General features: G+C 47.4%; 2 protein-coding genes and 1 pseudogene. All 3 read right to left on the bottom strand.

The annotated features are described in order from the left end of the window. A partial coding sequence (locus BMZ78_RS17555; RefSeq protein WP_139203361.1) for an SDR family NAD(P)-dependent oxidoreductase occupies window positions 1–7340 on the bottom strand: 7340 nt, incomplete at its 3' end. Window positions 7341–7358: 18 nt separating this feature from the next. Then, on the bottom strand, window positions 7359–14213 hold the full coding sequence (locus BMZ78_RS17560) for a type I polyketide synthase (protein WP_093231697.1): 6855 nt from the start codon (window positions 14211–14213) through the stop codon (window positions 7359–7361). Window positions 14214–14391: 178 nt separating this feature from the next. Further along, window positions 14392–20178: pseudogene (locus tag BMZ78_RS19440) on the bottom strand (SDR family NAD(P)-dependent oxidoreductase); the annotation flags it as partial. Window positions 20179–20201: the final 23 nt, after the last annotated feature.

Genomic DNA, 20201 nt, shown 5'->3' on the forward strand with positions numbered 1-20201 from the left:
ATTCCCTCCACCAGGTGCATCGAAGAATCGGGGAACATGACATCCGTAGCCAGCTGTTTGCCCGTCAAAATGTCAGGCAATGCCCGCAGGGTTGCCTCTACCAGAAGCAGACGTGCCCTGAGTTCAGGTCTTTTCAGCCACGCCTCTCTTTTCTCCTCCCACGCATTCCACAACGCCGTGCGGTCCACTGGAGTCGGACCCGTGACTACCAGGTCTTCTTCATCCCATGCAAGATAACCGTTTCGAACCAGGACTGCGATCGTCTCTTCCAACCATCTGTCATAGAGGTCGCGCAGGCCGCTTTGGGATTTAAGAACAGCCGGAGCCGTCCGTTTTTCCGTAAACATTCCAACTGCTTGCAACTGGCCCCATAGCAATTTGCAGAGGAATTCGTCCATCTCTTGCGCTTCTCCCCTGCCTTCTGCTTTGAGGCTTTTTATCTCTACTCGTGGGGTGGAGATATGATCCTGCAGGCTTCGCATTTGGAAGTGCATCTCCTCTGGATAGACCGTAACCGCTTCTTCCGCTTTCCTGCTATCATCCTTTATCCGTTTCATCAACGCCATTTGGTTGACCGGTCCAGCAAGGAGGTTTTCCAGGCTCTCCATCGCCTCCGGTGGTTCAATCGAGCCGATGCCTGCTTCCAGCATCCGGTCTTGATATTCTTTGGAAGCCACGATACCGACACTGCCCCAATAGCCCCAGTTCATCACTTTCACTGCACACTTACACTCTCTGGACAGTTGTTGGGCAAACGCATCCTTGAAGGTGCAACCAGAGGAATAGTTGCTTTGTCCAGGAGATTTGATGAAGGAAACCATAGAAGAGAAAAACATGATAAAATCCAAAGGTTCCTTCCCAAACACTTGCGCCATTCGGACACTTACATCCACTTTGGCTGCAAGCCCGGCGCGAAAACGTTCTTCTTCCATAAAGGCCAAGCTCTTATCCTGCAAAACGATGGCAGAATGGATTACACCGTTGATTCGGCCGTATTTTTCCTTGATTTGCTCATAAGCTCGTTGAAGAGCCTGTAAATTGGTTGCATCCGCCGAAATATAGAACGGAGAAGGGCCAAATGCGGCAAGCCGGTCTAATTGCGCCTGAATTTTTGAATCCTTTTCCCGGCGACCGATCCAAACAATCTTTGCCTGATAAGTCTGGATCATATATTCAGACCAAACCTCTCCGATTCCACCGGCACCACCGATCACCACATACACTCCACCTGGTTGGTACAACGTCATCTCAGACTCGAGGTCCTGGAGAGGGAGCAATTTCTGCCGATACCACTCTTGCTCACGGTAGACCCATGCATTTCCTTGTGGATCGGCAGGTAGCATGAAGATGTCCGCCACCGGCCACTCCGCGTGCGCTTCCAGATCAACCAGACGAACCTTCCAGTGGGGATATTCCTTTGCCATCGAACCAATCAGTCCGTGAATACTCGCATGAGTGGCTGTCACCGGGTCTTGCGGATGAATCGGCTGAGCCTGGATGGTGATCACACTCCACCCCAGATCACGCGTACCATATCCCAAACGGAGCAACGCTTTGATCGTTCGGAAGACAAGATATACTCCCTGTTTCTGATCTTCTATCAAGGCATTATCCACGCAAGAGACAGAAGATGGCGACGGAGCGATCCAAATGAGATGGTCGATCCACCCATAATCATTCAACCTTTCTGCAATCTTCTCGATGGTCTCGTGACCGTCAAGCGCAAGGAACTGCGCTTGGGGATAGAGTTGTTGGATGGTTTCCCTGTTCTCTTCTGTTCCTCCCACCACGACAATCTTCTCTGTCTGGGCAGGAAGAAGCGATCCCTTTTCCAACGGCACCGTATCCCAAACAGGGATAAGCATGTCGGTCTCCATTAGCGGCTCGATTGCTGATGCAGTGGAAACAGACTTGGAATTGCCTGGTTTCTCCCCTCCCATCGTACGCATGGACAGCTTTTTGACCCTCACACAAATCTTCCCTTGATCGTCACACAAATCAATATCCAGTTTCTGTATATGATCCCCTGCTTTGCTGCCGGAGCTGTATCGAATGAACGCCCACATGGATGAAGGACAACGGTCAACTAACTCAATCTCTTCGACCTCAAAGGGAAGGGCTGGAGAATTTCCTCCAGACGGCAACACGCTTCCATTAGGGATCAACAGCCCAACTGTTGCCTGAAACGCAGCATCCATCAGACTTGGATGCAGAGCATATTGCTCGATCGTATCGGACACAGATGAAGGGAGAACCAGTTTTGCCAACACTTGACCATTACCTACGAAGACTTTTTCAATTCCCCGATGCCCCGGACCGTACTCAATTCCTAACGCACCAAAAATCTCGTAGCATTGGTCGGAAGATAATGTTCTTTGGTTGCACTGTTCGCGCAGGGAAACAAGATCAAGCGTTGAATCTTCAAAAACACAATTGATCTCGGCACGTCCCTGGCTGAACATAAGGGTAGCATCATTCGCTTCCTCTGATTCGCCGTAGATTTGATAGGCAATTTCTCCATTATCTTCCGGGACAAGCCCGATGTGTACCAACACGGGTTGATCCTTTACAATCACAGGCCGAACCCAAACCACATTCTTCAATCGAATCCCATTCTGTCCTTTCAATCCGTCCCCTACAGCCAATCCCACTGCTGCCCGAGCCATCTCCAGATAGCAAACCCCAGGTAAAATATGTTGCCCATTCACCACATGATCTCTCAGAAAAAATTCCTCACCCGTAAAGGTTGATGTAAAACGCTGCTCAAAAAAATCAGAGGTATTGGCATGGAGCAGTGGATGAAGAAAAGGGACCATTGCTGAAGGGGCAGCTCCCGTGCTACCCGCAGGAGTGGCTTCCACTTCAGGAATCCAGTAGCGCTCCCGGGCAAACGGATAGGTTGGCAAACTCATCCTGCGAGGCTTGGTATCTTTATACAGTTGCTCCCAATCGATGGATAGCCCGTTTGCCCACAACTCTGCCAGTTTGTCCATTCTGCCAGCGGCCATCCACTTTCCGACTGCTTCTGTCAGATCCTCACCCGAAAAAATGGACGTGATGCCTTCTTTTCCTTTTCTGGCAGTTCCTTTAAAACAATTCTCAATCTGCTCTTCTCCAACGATAAATTGTTCCAGTTTTTGCATCAGATCATGGCTAGTTTCAACAACAAACGCCACTCTGCATTCCATCGGTTCTCTCCCCACTTGAAACGTGAAGGCGAGATCAACCAGGAGTTCATTCCATGAAGTTTTAGTGCCTCCCTTGAGAAAATCAAGTACCTTTTGGGCATATATTTTCAGACGTTCTTCATTTTTGGCTGAAAGCGGTACAATCACCGGACTGATTTTATCCAAAGAGATTTTCTCCTGCTGCGCTTTCGGCGGAACATATTCTTCTATAATCAGGTGGGCGTTGCTTCCGTTTGCCCCAAAAGAGCTCAGGCCGGCTCGTCTAGGATAGACAGATGTTTTCCCGTTTATTTCCACTACAGGCCTTTCCCACTTTTCGAGATGACGCTGCACATAAAATGGGGAATCTTCAAAAGGAATATAAGGATTTAACTGTTCTGCGTGTAGGGAAGGGAATAGTTCCTTGTATTTGAGTTGAAGCAGGATCTTTGTAAGACCTCCCATTCCTGCCGCCGCTTCCAGATGCCCAAAATTTGATTTTGAAGAACCAATCGCACAATATTGTTTATCCTGGGTCCATTTTTCAAAAGCCCGCTTGAGTCCTTGAATTTCGATCGGATCTCCCAAGGATGTACCTGTTCCATGAGCTTCAATATAGCTGATGGTTCTAGGATTGATATTAGTCTTTCGAAGCACCTCTCCGATTACCTCAGATTGAGCAACCGGATCAGGAACCGTAATTCCGGATGTTTTCCCAACATGGTTCAACGCCGAACCCTTAATGACTCCGTATATGTGGTATCCTTCTTTTACGGCGTTCTTTAGGCTGGTCAACAGGACAGCTCCCACTCCCTCTCCGGGAACATAGCCGCTCCCTCCTGATCCAAAGCTTCGGCATCTGCCGTCGGGTGCTAAAAATTGCGCTTTTCGAAGGATTATATACCGATGCGGATGAGTGACAAGATTCACCCCACCGGCAATAGCATAATGGCATTCCTCTTTTTTTATACTTTCACTCGCCAAGTGAATCGCAGTCAAAGCGGATGAACACATCGTGTCGATAGCCATGGACGGACCATGAAAATTAAGGCAATAGGATACCATATTCGGAATGGAAGAGGGGCTTGCTCCAAAAGCCATAGGCTCCCCACGCTGTGTCATTTCTGCCCCATACAACTCAAAGTGGTTCCAAAATACTCCCACAAAGACCCCTACACTTTTCTTGCTTGAAGACGGATAATGATGTTTCGTTCGATCGTGATAGAATCCGGCATCCTCACAAGCCTCCCAAGCCGTTTGTAAAAAGAGTCTTGCCTGAGGATCCATGATTTCCGCCTGCCGGGGAGAAATATTAAAAAAGAGAGGATCAAATTCATCAATACGCTCTAAAAAACCCCCGTATTGATAAATCTCTTCCACATCATACGGTAGCGGATAGTTTTTCCACCTGTCTGTTGGAATCCTCGTGATGCAATCTTTTCCTTCCCGTAGATTCCGGTATAATTCATCGATAGAATCAGCCATGGGATAACGTCCCGCCAAGCCTATAATGGCAATGTCATCACCCGTATCGATTCTATCCTGGCCAACCATGTCATGTTGGGTGATGACTTGGATTGCAGCGGGAACCTTCAGAGACCCGCTCAGGTGATGACGTATTTTTTCTTCATCACCAAAGAGCACCACGTGCTGCGCGGGATTTTGGCGCAGCAACAAATCCATGACCTGTAATCCCAGTTTTCTCGGCAGCGGTTCCATACCAGACGTTGCAGAGATCATTTGTTTCAGTTCATCATCAATTTGCATTCCGCCTTCCGACCATAGCGGCCAGTTAATTGCGATGGTCTTTCCAAAACGCTTGCCAGTGGAAACTAGCTCTTGTCGATGGAGGGAAAAGGAATCCATAAAGGCATTGGCGCAAGCATAATCCGCTTGACCCAAATTACCCGTAACGGACGAAATCGACGAAAAAACCACAAAGAAATCAAGCGGCTCATCCTTGGTGCATTGATCCACATGCCAAAGACCCTGTACCTTGGGACGGAATACTTCGGAAATCTCAGACACATTTTTTCGGAGAATGAATTGATCTTTCACTACCCCTGCACAGTGAAAAACGCCTGTGACAGATCCAAATCTCTCTCTGATTGCGGCAAATGCTTCTTCTATCTCGGTTTTGTTGCCGACATCCGCTTCCAAGTATACAACGTCAGCTCCTTTTTGGATGAGTTGTTTCAGCTTTTCCTCTTTGGTTTGATCCAGTCTGGAGCGGCCAATGAGAGCAAGTTTGATGTTGGCTTGGCTTGCCAAATGATGGGCAATCCAAAAACCCAAACCGCCCAATCCGCCTGTGATGACATATACACCATTTTGTTTGTAGACAGATGTCATGCTTTCTGATCCAAATTGATTTTCCTTCAACCGTCTCACATGGCGTTGTAACGGAACCCCTTTATAGCAGATTTCTTCCGCTCCTTTTGTATGGGAAAGCGCTTCGCTTTGCAGCAAGTGCATAATCTCATGCACCTCTAGTGAATGATGCCGATCCAGCAAGATGACTTGACTGTGAATCCTGGGATTTTCCAGATAAGCCGTTTTCAGAAGCCCACCAAGGGAAGCGGTATATCTTCCTTCTTCCCCTGTGTCGGCCAGAACCTGTATTAGCAGTTCAGAGCCTGCCTTTTCCTGCAAATGGGTCTGTATGATGCCCATCAATTGTTTGCATTTGCTCTCAAATCGGGAGGGATCTCTGTCTTGCTTGGCATCCAACAGTACGACTTCCACACCACTCATTTTACTCAGCAGGAATGAATGTAGATCCGTAAAGCCTTCATCAAGAAGAATCATATGACGACGTGTGACAGCCGTTTCTTGCCTCTCCCCGATATTTTGCAATGTCCAAACAGGTTCTAATAACATCACCTTGGAAGCGCTCTTTGTTTCCACAATCTCCTTCTCATGACCTTGAGTTTCACAGCGCTCAAAGACAGATCGATAATTCTCGTAAAGGTAATCAGCCAAGCTCGTTATATTTGAATATTCAAATAACAATGTGGGGTAAAGTTGTGCTTCCACTTTTTCTTCCAGCACTTTCACTAGACGCAACAGTTGTGTGGAATCCAATCCCAAATCGTAAAATCCCTCTTGGGTATCAATTTCATCCGGATTCTTTCCCAAGACACTTCCAATTTCATCCTGTAAATAGGAGAGAATCATTTTTTTGGCATCGCCTTCACTGATTTCAGAGCGCATTCCTAAATGTTGGTTCCCATCATCAACCGCCCTGGCTGATTCGACTCGTATCGATTCTTGGGATACTGCCCCCTCTTCATCAAGCAGCTTTTGGATCAAGCGCGGCTCTCTCACCCGTTTTGCCGTCAGTTTTTCAAATTCAACCAACAACTCGCCTTTTTCTGAAAAAATGAAAACATCATGCGAAATGATGTCCGGGAGCGCAGATAGTTTCTCCGTCACAATATCCGGTTTTTTGGCATACGTGTAGATCACTTGCGGGAGGGGCTGATGGATGCAAAATCGCTCAATCATAAACGGAATGTATGGAACATGATCGGCTAAAGCTTCAGGCTGGACAGCACTCAATCGAAAGGAGGCACCCGCAAAGGTGGACCCATCCAAAAAAGCTGGATGGGCATAAAATTTATTCCGATACCGTTCTGCTTCCTCGCTTAAATGAAGCCTCATCAATTCTTCATTCTCTTTTTGGTAGACGGTGCCTAACGTCTTCATGAACACACCGTGGTAAATATCTGCCTGCCGTGCCAGGCCATACAGAGCATCCATGTCCCAGAAGTGCGTAGCGTTATTGATAAAATCATCTACTTTCATCTTTGGAAGAACCATGGGTTGCTTCCTCAAAAAGAGCAGGCAGTCCATGATCTCGTCTTGCTTTTCCTCCAGGATCTGGTCACCCTTTATCTTTTGGCTCGTGATGGTTACTTTCCAATGGGAATCTACCGGTTCAAATGTGAGAAAGAGATGTTGGTCAAACTCTTCTGAAGTCACCACCGGCTGCTTAAAAAGCACCTGCTTCAGTTCAATGGCTTGTGTCCCCAAGTAGGAGGCAGACACCCGATATATGATATCCAGCAAGGTAACCCCTGGAAGAGTGCGGATGCCATGAATGCGATGATCACGAACAATGAAATTTTTATGACTGATTTTTTGGAGAAACGTCTCTTTTTTTAGAGTCATCAATATTTCACTCCATATCTACAGTTTTGTTAGCTCAAAAAATTCCATGAAGGGATCATCTCCATGTTCGGCGGCAATCGCCTGGCCTTTCGTCGGTTCGGGCCAAAACCGTTTTCTGTGAAAAATAACCGGTTTGCCTTTTGGTTCCAGGGTTGCTTTAAGGGTATCTGGTACCCCTTCGTTACTGACAATGATGTGAGCATTGTTTCCCCCCAATCCAAATGCACTGATGCCTGCCCGAAGAATATTGGTTTCACTTGTCCATTTCTTGGCTTGCTGGACAGGATAAAACGGCGAGTCTTCAAACTGAAAACGCGGATTGGGTGTATGACAATGCAAGGTGGGAGGAATTTCTCCATGTATGATCGCCAACAAGACTTTGATGATGCTTGCCGCTCCAGCGGCACTAAGCAGGTGACCCAGGTTGCTTTTTACACTGCCTACCCCACAGAATTGCTTTTTTGATGTATAAGCCGCAAAGGTTTGAGTAAGTGCTTTTAATTCAATGGGATCTCCAATCAGGGTTCCCGTACCATGAGTCTCAATGTAGCTGATCGTTTCGGGGTTTATGTTTGCGTCGGCAATTGCCTTCTCAATCAGTTCCTGCTGAGCCTTGGGATTGGGCGTGGTTACGCCCATCGTGTTGCCGTCATTGTTGAGTGCTGATCCGTCTATCACTCCATAGATTTTGTCCTGATCCTGAATTGCTTTTTTCAGAGGTTTCAACACCAGAACCCCGCAGCCTTCTCCCAGTACGATGCCATTCGCTTCCGCATCAAAGGTCTTGCAGCGCCCATCGGGAGACAGTACTTTCGCGGCGCTCAATCCAAGGAACGGGGATTCATCCAGTAATATATCTACTCCCCCGGCCAGCGCCAATTCTGATTCTCCATTTTGGATGCTTCTTACGGCAAGGTGAATGGCAGTCAGTGAGCTTGAGCAAGCTGTATCGACCACCATATTGGGACCTTTCAGGTTGTAGATGTGTGCGAAATGGGCGGCAATGAAATTTTGCGCTGTTCCTGCAATCCAGTCATTTCCCCTCCCTTTCACTTTTTGAGCGAATCCTCCTGCTCTTGTTCCCACGAAAACACCGATTTGTTTTCCCCAAACATCTTCTCTTCCGAAACCTGCGTCTGCCAAGGCTTCCGCACTTACTTCCAGCCATTGTCTCTGCAACGGATCGATTTGGGGAGCTTGTGCTTCCGGTATCTTAAAAAATGCCGGGTCAAACTCTTCAATCCCTTCAAGGAAACCTCCCCATTTGCTAATGGTTTTTCCGTCCTTATATTCTTTGGGATGGTAGAATTTTTCCCAGTCCCAGCGAGACTTTGGCACCTCAGTGATGCAGTCTTTTCCTGAAATGAGATTCTCCCAATACTGGCTGAGAGTCATTGCCCCCGGAAAATGACAAGCCATTCCGATAATCGCAATTTTTTCTCTTTTCATGGACACCTTCGTTTCCCGAAGTGTTGCTTTTTGTCTACGCTGTAATCTCGGCAGTTTCGCCGGTTCATAGGTATTGATCTCGGACGTACTCTCTTTTTCTGATTCAGGAATGGCGAAAAGTGAGGAGACAGCTTCGGAATAGGTTTGCGTCAAATATCGGGTAAAACTCTCCAGTGTCGGATGTTCTATCAAGGCGGAAGGTTCCAGATCAATCCCCTTGCATTCACGCTCAATTCGGCTCACAATCTGAGCCAGCATAATCGAATCAAATCCATACTCCTGGAACTCTGTATCAGGATCAAGCCTGGAAGGATCCATTCTCAATTCTTGGGCAAACATTCCCTTCAACCATGTTTGTGTAAGCTCCGTAAGGGAATCTGCAGTTTCTGTTCGTTCCCGCTTCAACTCCCAGAAATTTCTTTTTTGCATGTCGGCTGAAGACATGTCTTTCAGTGTTCGCTGGCTCAATTTTCGCGGAACCCAAATATCTGGATTCACTACAGCCGGCAGGATTACAGGGGCGGTCCTGTTGGCCAGAACATAATCTAGAAGCTGCATTCCCTCGGCATTGGTGATACTAAGCAACCCTGTCTGCTGATAAGCTTTGCTTTTGGCCTCACCCATTCCGGTCTCTTTCCAGCTGGGCCACTGGATGCTGACGATCGGACACGCATGGCAGTTCGCTTCCGCAAAGTAATCCATATAGGCATTAGCCATCGCGTAGTCACTTTGACCACTAGCCAGTGATGGAATGATTGCAGAAACAGAAGAAAACAGGATGAAAAACTGCAGAGGCTCGTTCTTAAAAATGTTAAATAGCGTATTAAGCCCGACAACTTTCGGACTTAGGACCTCTTGAATTCCATGGAGCGATTTTCGGATAAACGCAGGGTTTTTAAAATCGCTAATACCCGCACAATGGATGACACCACCGATTGGTCCCATACTCCGTTTGATTTCCTGAACGCTCTGATGCAAGGTAAACTCATCAGATAAAGGGACGGACAAGACCTGCACCTGCACACCCTGAGCTTCCAAAGACCTGATTTCCTTGATTTTTTTTGCCGTCGTAGACTCCTCTTGCAGAAGAGAATCCCACACCTCACGGGGGGGCAGTTCCTCACGACCAGTAAGCACTAAACGTTTCACTCCATAGTGCCTGATCATGTGCTGTGCGCATACCAATCCAATGCCTCGTGTTCCTCCCGTAATCCAGACGACATGGTCTTCTGGGAATCGCAGGACTCTTTCCCTGACATTTACATCCTCAACCTCCGCCAGATAGGATCGGAATCGCTCCCCATGCCGGTAACATATTTCCGGATCCTCACAATCAACCAAAAACTCTGATGCAATTTGTTCCGCAAGTGTCCGATCATCGATCAGGTTCTCTACATCCATATGGCGTGAACGGAGATGGCTGTACTCACTTTGCAGCATCCGGTACAATCCGACGCGATCGGCTCCGGACAGACGAATGGCGTCATTCTTAAAAGACTCCAGTCCTCTTGTCACGCAAAGCAGTGTCATTTTCTCTTTATGGCCCTGTTCAATCAATTGTTGCAGCCATTCGATCCAAACCAATGACTCGTATTGTCGCTCTCCGCAACCGACAAGATCAATCAGGCCATCGTAGTTTTTCCAATCGCGCTTGGACCGAAGTTGGGACTCAAGTTGATCCAAATCCCAAAATTCGCAACGCGCAAAATGCTCTGACAGTTGATGCGCCAATCCCTTTGTTTCCGCAGTCATCAAAATAGCGATCGTCCGGTTACTCTTTTTGGTTGGAGTGGCTGCACATGGCTCCCATTGCTTATTTACAAACCGGATGCTTCGTTTTACTGAGTGGTCTTGACGCCCCATTTCCCTCTTCATTGGACGGACCTCTAACCCTTTCATGCTGACACAAACGTTTCCCTGCTCGTCATACCATTCCATATCAAGCTTAATTACGTGATTAACTGTTTTCCTGCTATCACTGAATCGAATGCGCGTCCAAACCAAGGGTCTGTCAGTGACCATGATATCCATCTTCTCCATGGCGATCGGCTGAAGAAGAGGCAGAGCTTCCTTGCTGCCTTCCTCTATCAAGACGGATGATACCTGCAATGCAGATTCCAGAATACCGGGATGCAGAACAAATGATAACGGAGAACCAAAATTGGAAGGGGGAAGCTTTATCCTCGCCAATACCTGGTCAGGACCCTCATACACTTTCTCTACTGTCTGATATTCAGGGGCGTAATCAACTCCTGCAGCTCTGAAGAATTCGTAGAGTTGGCCGGATGAGAGAGTTCGCTTGCCGAATTGAGCCTGCAAAGAGATGACATCCAAGGAAGGAGATGGAGTGATGGGAACGAATGCCGCGACTCCTTGGCTGTGCACGATAACCTCTTGGCTTGCAGCACATTTGCTATAGATTTCATAGGCAATATCCCCATTCTCCTCAGAGATAAGTCCGATGTTCACCAAAACAGGCTGTTCCTCGACAAGTATGGGATCAGCCCAAACTACCTTTTTAAGCTGAATCATTGCTTCACCCTGTTGTAAGGAACCTGCCGCCAGATTTACTGCTGCTCTCACCATTTCCAGAGAAGCCAAATGCGGCAAGCCCTTTTGACCTCTTCTCCCGTACTCCGTCAGGAAAGTTTCCTGTCCCGTAAAGGAAGAACTGAAGCGATATTCCAAGAAATCAGAGGTGTTCTGGTGCAACAAGGGATGAAGCGTGGCAGGCGTTGCTTGTTGGCTAGTATCAACAGGCTTGCTCTCAACGATAGGTACCCAGTAGCGTTCCCTGGCAAATGGGTACGTGGGCAAACTGATCCGCCTTGGCTTGTCCTGACCATATAAGAGATTCCAGTCCAATGGAAGCCCCTTCACCCACAAATCTGCCAGCTTAGTGAATTTCCCCCGTTCAATCCACTTTCCAACGGCTTCCCACAATTCCTCATCCGCTGTAAAAATGGCTACTGTTTCCTTATTTCGCTTGACCTGTCCGCGGTAGAGCCCTTCTATACCCTCTTGCCCTTCCAGAAAACCTTTCATTTTTTCCTGAAGCTCCTGAATGGATTCAACGATGATCGCCAACCGCTCATCCATGGCTTCTCTTCCCACCTGCAGGGTATAGGCAATATTAGCTAGATGAGAGTCGGTAAATCGTTCTTCCTCAATGGCAGTCAGCAATCTTCTGACCTGCTCCTGGAGCTGTTTTTCCGTCTTTGCTGACAGAACGATGATAGCAGGCATCGGGAAAGTGGAGGAACCATGTTGTGCTTCTTCTTCGGGAACATACTCTTCGATCACGACATGTGCGTTTGATCCCCCTGCACCAAAGCTGGAAATTCCAGCAATCCTTGGATATTCCCTGATTTCTCCATTTCGTTGAACCAAAGGGCGCTTCCATTCCGTCAATTTTTGCTGGACAAAAAACGGCGTATCTTCAAAATCAATGTTTGGATTCAGCTTGTCCGAATGCAAGGAAGGCACCAGCTGGCGGTGTTTCATCTGCAGCAATACTTTTGTTACAGCAGCAATCCCTGCCGCGCTCTCACAGTGTCCGATGTTTGATTTTACTGATCCAATAGCGCAGAACTGTTTTTCATTGGTGAATTCCTGAAAAGCTTTTTTCAAGCTGGTGATTTCAATGGGATCACCCAAAGCGGTCCCTGTCCCGTGCGCCTCAATATAACTGATCGCCCGTGGATCAATGCCTGCTTTTTTAAAAGCCTGCAGAATCACACTTGCCTGCGCATTGGGATTGGGCACAAAGAAACCATTTGTCTTGCCGCCGTGGTTCAGCGCTGTTCCCTTGATGATCCCATAAATCTGATCACCGTCTGCAATCGCTTTCTCCAAGGGCTTGAGCAATATGGCACCGACACCTTCTCCCGGGACATAGCCGTCCCCGCCTTCTCCGAAACTTTCGCATCGCCCCTTGCTTGACAAAAAATTTCCCTGAGCGAGTAACAAATATTTGTTTGGGTGGATGGAAAGATTGACTCCGCCTGCAATCGCTGCATCACATTCCCCCTGTCTGATACTCTGGCAGGCCAAATGGATCGCGGTCAATGAGGAAGAACACATGGTATCCACAGCTACACTGGGTCCATGGAAGTTACAAAAATAGGACACCCTGTTGGGTATTCCTGCCGGATGTCCACTTCCCTGCATTGTTTCGGGAGATCCGAAGAGCTGATACTCCTCATACATCACCCCGACAAATACACCTACATTGCCACCAAGACCACGCCCTTGTTGCGAGCCAAGGGTGTGCCGAGTATATCCCGCGTCTTCCAGCGTTTCATATACACATTCCAGAAATAATCGCTCTTGAGGGTCCATGATCATTGCTTCGCGAGGTGATGTATTAAAAAACAACGCATCAAATTCATCCACACCATCCAAAAAGCCGCCCCATTTTCCATATGTTTTGCCAGGTATGTTCCTGTTCTCGTCATAGTACAAACTGTGATCCCAGCGATCTTCCGGAATTTCGGTTATGCAATCCTTTCCTTCACGTAGGTTCTTCCAAAACTCTCGGATATTTCTCGCTTTTGGGTACCGCCCTGACACACCTACAATGGCAATGTCCAAGGCTTCTTTTTCCTTGCTGCTTCCCTTTTTCCTCCCAAATGATGTGAATCGGGAGCGATTCCGGCTGACTGGAGCAGATTTTGTTCTCACCTCTCCGGCAGCGGAATCTTTGGGTATGGAAGGACTGCTCTCTGTCCTCTCCTCGATTCCCAGTAATTCGATGAGTTGATCACGATAGGCTTCAAGGAAATATCCCGTCAATTCTTCGATGCTTTTGTACTCGAAGAATAAGGTTTTGGACAAGGGGCCAAATGTTTCTTCCAGCTTATTGGTTAATTGCATTACCATGACCGAATCGATCCCGTATATTTCCAACGGAGCATCCGCTTCTATGCGGCTGGCCGGCAGTTTGATAACCTCGGACAACAGCTTTTTAAAGTACTGAATCGCCTTCTCCTGAAGTACATTCTGTTTAATGGGCTGTAATTTCCCCATTTCCTTTTTGGCTGACAGAGGATGATGGGCGGCCGACTGCGACCGTTTTGCAAATACATTGGGATATTCATTCATCAAATAATCGGCAAACGACTGGATTGTCGGGTGTTGCAAAAATATGGCCGTATTAAGCTCCAGCTGATACTGTTGATTGAGCTGGTTGATAAACCGGGTCAAGGTGACGTGATCAAATCCAAGCTCATCAAACCCGGCATTGACATCAATATTTTGCACGTCTACTGAGAGCAGTTCAGACACATTCTGCAACAAAGCTGCCTGCAAGTCGTCATGCAGGTTTCCCCTGGATTTTAACAACTTCATCTGTTTCGCTGCTTCATCTGTACTGATTTTTCCCTCTCGTATTTTTCGATATAAATTTTTTAACTGATTATCCATTTGATCCTCCTATTCCAGATATCCTCATGATCTCCTCAAATTCCTCTTCAGACAATTCACCTTTGTATATCCTTTCGGAAAGGTTCCGGTAAAATTCATCATCATATCGTTCCGTCTCATCATGTTCCCATCCATCATTCAGTGGTCTGTGCTGGTGGGGTTCCACTTTTACCGCCTGCTTCAACCGCTCCAATTCGCCAACCATTACCATCACCTGGTCCTTGCCGGATGCAAGGGCCTGGTACAAAGCTTGAATACCAGTCGAAGTTTGCATCGCGGTCATTCCTGTGGTTTGACGCATCATCTTCTCGGTTTCGTGATCGACCTGCATTCCACCCTCTTTCCATAATGGCCAATTGATCGACAGTGTTTTCCCCTGTCTTTGACGGGAAGCCACCAGACTGTTCCGATACTTCGCATACGCATCCAAAAAGGCATTGGCAACGGCATAATCAGCCTGACCGACATTTCCCTTTGCTCCCACCCCGGAAGAGAAGAGGATAAAGAAGTCCAGCGGCAGATCCTTGCTCGCCAGGTCCAGATTCACCAATCCTCTTACTTTAGGAGCCAGCACTTCCTCCATTTCTTGGACAGTTTTCTTCAGAATGAAGTTATCCCGGATTACTCCTGCACTGTGAATGATGCCATCCAGGCGTCCATATTCTTGCAGAATGCCCTGAATCAAAGCAGTAACTTCTTGCCTGTCACTCACGTCAATCTGCCTATACTCGACTAAAGTGCCCATTTCCTCCAACTCTCTTAACTGGGCCACTTTTTCCCGGTTCGGCAAAGAACGTCCTGTGAGAATCAGGACGGCATTCTTGACTTTTTGGGCAATTTCCCTTGCGAAAATCATTCCCAGTCCTCCAAGGCCACCGGTTATCAGATAAATGCCTCCGTCCTTCCATGGAAGGTTGATGTCCTCTTCTGGAGAACTTTCCACTTCATTCCAGCCAGCTACCCACCGCTTTCCGTCCTGATAGCGAATCAAACTGGCCATGGGAGTCCGGCTATTTTCCACCAATTTTTCCATGATTTTTGCCTGATCTTCGCCCGGTTCCACAAGAATTAACTGCCCGACAAATGCCGGGTTTTCTTTTCGGGCTGTCTGTAAAAGTCCGGAAAGCCCTGAGAACAGGTACTGTTCCTCTTGGCTGGAAACGACTATTTGAACTAGCATTTTGCCTTTTGGTTTATCTGTAATCATACGTTTGATTTCTTCAAACACCTGAGTGGCATAAGCTTGGAATCGTGCGTCAATATTATTCCGGCTGGAATGCAAGGAGATGCTGCGGACCCCGCTCATTTGTTCTTCAATCCCCCACTGAACGCTTTCATCCAGCTCACAGAGAAACACCAGGTGCTGTGCATAGTCAGGAGCGATCGCTGACTGTGACACGTTTTCTTCTTTCCATACAGGGAAAAGCATGAGAGTTTCTTCATCCCCCAGATGATCATCGGGGCCGTCTTCTTTCTCTACAACACGAGACGCATATCCTTTCATCCGTGCACAAACATTTCCCTGGCCGTCACACAAATCAATATCACATGTCTGGATCATGTCCCCTGCTGTCCGGTACTGAACATACACCCACATGTCAGGTGTACAGCAACCCATGATTTCCAGCTCTTGCAACGCAAACGGGAGGGATTTTTTTACGGTGCCCTCCACGACGCCTGCAACCACCGATGCCTGGAGAGCTGCATCCATCATGCTGGGATGAAGGACGAATTGGTCTCTTGTTCTTCTGACAGAGAAGGGCAAGGATAGTTTTGCTAAGAGTTGGCCTTCTCCCACGTACACTTTTTCCAGTGCTTGAAGTCCAGGTCCATAGATAAGTCCCATAGACTGAAATGCCTCATAGCATTCGTTTGCAGAGAGAGTCCTGCGGTTGCATCGGGACTGTAAGGCCATGAGATCTAACCTTTCCATTTCCTGGGACACACACAACTCAGCGTAGCCCTGGCTATGAATGAGAGGGTCGTGTCCCTGTTGTTTAGGCCTGCTGTAGATTTCAAAAGAAAGTTCACCGTTCTCTTCAGGGAAAAGTCCGATGTGTACCTGAATAGGCTGCTCTTGTACTTCAACAGGCCGAACCCACGCCATATTTTTGATTTTGATGCCGATTGGGTGGTCTTGTTCTCCACCTGTCGCCTGTGCCACAGCCACTCGAGCCATCTCTAGATGGGCAACTCCAGGAAGAAAGCGTTGACCGTTTACCACGTGGTCTGCCAGGAAAAACTCCTGTCCCGTAAAAGTTGAAGTAAACCTTTGTTCAGTTAAATCCGAGGTATTTGTATGCACCAATGGATGAATGGCCGGCACAACAAGCTCAGAAGATACTGCATTTTTGCCGATGGCAGCATTTGGGCTTTTGCTTGTGTCGAACCAGTATCGCTCCTTGGCAAATGGATACGTCGGCAAGCTCATCCGGCGCGGCTTTAAATCCCCATAGAGTTTGTCCCAATCAAAATCGAAACCCTTTACCCAGAGATCGAGAAGTTTTGCGTATTTTCTTTTCGCAATCCAGGCGTCAATGCATTTGGCCAAATCGTCATCAGCAGCAAAAACCTCAAGCATTCCTTTGTAATTCTTGACTTGTCCCCGATACAACTCACCTGTTTCATCCTGTTCGTTCAAAAACGCTCTCAGTTTTTCCTCCAGTTCTTTGATAGAGACGACGGTAAAAGCCAAGCGCTCTTCCATTGCCACACGTCCCACCTGAAGTGTATAGGCTATATCGGCTAGATGTTCATCAGACCATTGCTGTTCCTGGATGGCGTCGAGAAATTGTCTGGCCTGCTCCCGAAGCCGTTCTTCATTTTTCGCCGACAATACAATAATCGCCGGGTTCTGGGGAGACAGCTTCACGTGACGTGCGGCCGATTCATCCGGAATGTATTCCGCAATGATGATATGAGCATTGGCCCCTCCCGCTCCAAAGGAGGAGATACCGCTGATTCGAGGATATTCTTTTGAGACCCCGTTTAATTCCACAATAGGCCGCTTCCACTCCGCAAGTTCTTGCTGAATCTTAAAAGGAGTGTTGCAAAATTCAATATGGGGGTTTGGCTTCTTCGCGTGCAGCGACGGCACCAGTTGGCGATGCTTCAATTGCAGCAATACTTTTGTCACACCAGCAATCCCTGCCGCACTCTCACAATGTCCGATGTTCGACTTTACTGAGCCAATGGCGCAGAATTGTTTATCATTGGTTTGTTGTTCAAAAGCTCGTGTCAGCCCTGCAACCTCAATCGGATCACCCAATGCTGTACCTGTACCATGCGCCTCGATGTAGGTTACTGTTCTCGGATGAACCCCCGCTCTCTGGAAGGCTTCCGCGATCAACTGAGACTGTGCATGTGGATTGGGAACCGTATAGCCGTTGGTTTTTCCTCCTGCGTTGATCATGCTGCCTTTGATTACTCCATAAATATGGTCGCCGTCTGCAATTGCCTTTTGTAATGGTTTCAAGACGATTGCTCCTACGCCTTCCCCGTCAATAAACCCATCCGCCTGATCGCCAAACGCCCTGCATTGATTGCTCTCTGAAAGCATTGTTGCTGCCGTCAGCTTCATATAATGGACCGGATCTACAATAACATTGACTCCTCCAGCAATGGCACATTCACACATGCCACTCTGCAGACTTTCCACAGCCAAATGGATAGCCGTTAGGGAAGAGGAACAAGCGGTGTCAACAGCCATACTGGGACCTTGAAAATTGAATAGATAGGAAACCCGATTGGCAATAGACCAATACCCTGCTCCGACAGGATAATGACCGTTCATCACTCCGACATATACGCCGATTTTCCTGCTCTCACCAAGAGTAGCGGGCGTATATCCTGCGTCTTCAATGCTAGCATAGGCCACTTGGAGGAATAAGCGCTCTTGTGGATCCATTCTTTCTGCTTCCGCAGGGGATATTTGGAAAAAGAGAGGATCAAACTTGTCGATATCCTCCATGAATCCCCCCCATTTCGTATAGATTGTCCCCCACTTTCCTTTCTCCTCGCCAAAGTATTCCTTCCAATCCCACCGGTCGCCTGGGATTTCACTAATGCAATTTCTCCCCGCTTTTAGGTTGTTCCAGAATTCAGTGATATCCTTTGCTTTCGGATAGCGTCCCGCAAGGCCAATAATCGCAATATCCTGACAATTGGACGAAACGGACGGCGAGTCTTCTATTACTCTACCTGGCACATGAGAAAACCGGCTCACTTTCCGAACAACTGACTTGGTATGCACTGTCATTGACGGTTCAGCTGCACTTTCTTTCGTCTCCAAAGACTCCTGAAAGTCCAATCCTACCAGCTTCATTAGCGATGCCTTTTGTGTCTGGAGAAAATGTTCTACCAAAGCGTCAATCGTTTGACATTCAAAAAACAGTGTGCTGGTAACATTATCCAATACCTTTCGCAAGGTATTCGTCAATTGAACCACCAAAATGGAGTCGATTCCGTATCGCTCCAGAGGCTCTGATGAATCTATCTTGCTGATCGGGACTTTCAATGTTTCACTGACCAGCTTTTTCATAAATAATGTACTTTTCTTTCTCAGCAGTTCTTCTGTTACTTCGTTTGCTGATGTTACTGCAGGTTTTTGACCTGTCAATGGCATTTGAGCCTTTATCGGAACCACTCTCTTTATGAAAGGTGTGGCTTCCGGTTGAAGCTCTCGTTTTTGGCGAACGACTCCATCACTCTCTGCTATAATAATTTGCTTGCCCAATTCATGCGCCTCTTGAACCGGAAAGAGAACCGAACGAAAGCCTTCTCTTATCAGAACCTCCTGCCAGGTTTCTGGATACAATGCGGGACATCCAGGTATGCGCAGTAAGGCATCTTCGTACAGCCACCATCCTTCCAACAATCCAAACGTGATGTGACCGATCAATGTATTGCTGCAAAGCTCATTGAGCATAAGTAATCCATTTGGTTTAATGGTCGCTTTTGCATTACGCAATGTTCTCCGGATATTTTTCGTAGCATGAAGAACATTGGTTGCAATGACAATGTCATACCCTCCCGCACGAATCCCCTGGCTGGCAATCGGCTCTTCTACGTTAAAGATTTGATAGGTCAAATAGGGGTGCTCTGGCCCATACTCTCTTTCTGCATGCAACAAAAAGGATTTCGAAATATCGGTATAGCAATATTCCTCAATATGAGCCTGATAAGGTTTTATTTTCCGCAAAACCATCGAGCTGGTTCCCCCGGTGCCTGCTCCAATTTCCAGAATCCGTATCCGTGCAGACGCATCCAGCTTAAGCCGCTCTAAAATGGCAGCGACGACCGCATCGGCAATCACTTCATTAAAAAAGTCGGAAGTCTGGTTGTTTTTATAAATTCCCCCAACCAAGTCCATGGACGAATTGGGGAACAAGACTTCGGTAGCCAGTCGTTTTCCCGTGAGAATGTCTGGTAACGCTTGGAGTGCTGCTTCAGCTATCATTACACGGGCTTTCAGATTGGGATCATCCAGCCATGACTGCTTCCGGCTATCCCACTCCTTCCATGCTTCCACTCGATCAATAGGGGTTGTTACAATACTCAGGGATTCTCCATCACGCTTAAGATAGCGATAATTGATCAAAACGGAAATTGTCTCTTCCAGCCATCTGTCATAGAAATTGTTCAATCCGATCTGTTTACTGAGGGAAGTGGGAAGTGTATTCGTGTTCGTAAATATGCCAATAGATTGGAGCTGAACCCACAACAATTTGCATAGAAGTTCGTCCATTTTCTCAATCTCATCATTTCCTTGGGATTTAAGACGGACAATCTCTGCGTTTTTTTCAGGAAGATGTTGATGCAGGTTTTGGATATGAGAGGAAAGTTTCTTTGAATAAACAGTGACCGATTCCGTTCCATTCATTCCTTCCATCGTAAGTGGTTTCGTCGTTTTCACCAGCACCATCTGATTGACGGGGCCAGCAAGCAGGATCTCCAAATTCTCCATCGCTTCCGGCGGTTCTATTGAAC

Origin of the sequence: Thermoflavimicrobium dichotomicum (assembly GCF_900114055.1) — a bacterium.
Lineage (GTDB): Bacteria > Bacillota > Bacilli > Thermoactinomycetales > Thermoactinomycetaceae > Thermoflavimicrobium > Thermoflavimicrobium dichotomicum.

What these genes read in the sequence shown, in the direction of transcription:
- BMZ78_RS17560 (WP_093231697.1), bottom strand. Translation starts at nt 14,213, where the DNA reads ATGGATAATCAGTTAAAAAATTTATATCGAAAAATACGAGAGGGAAAA.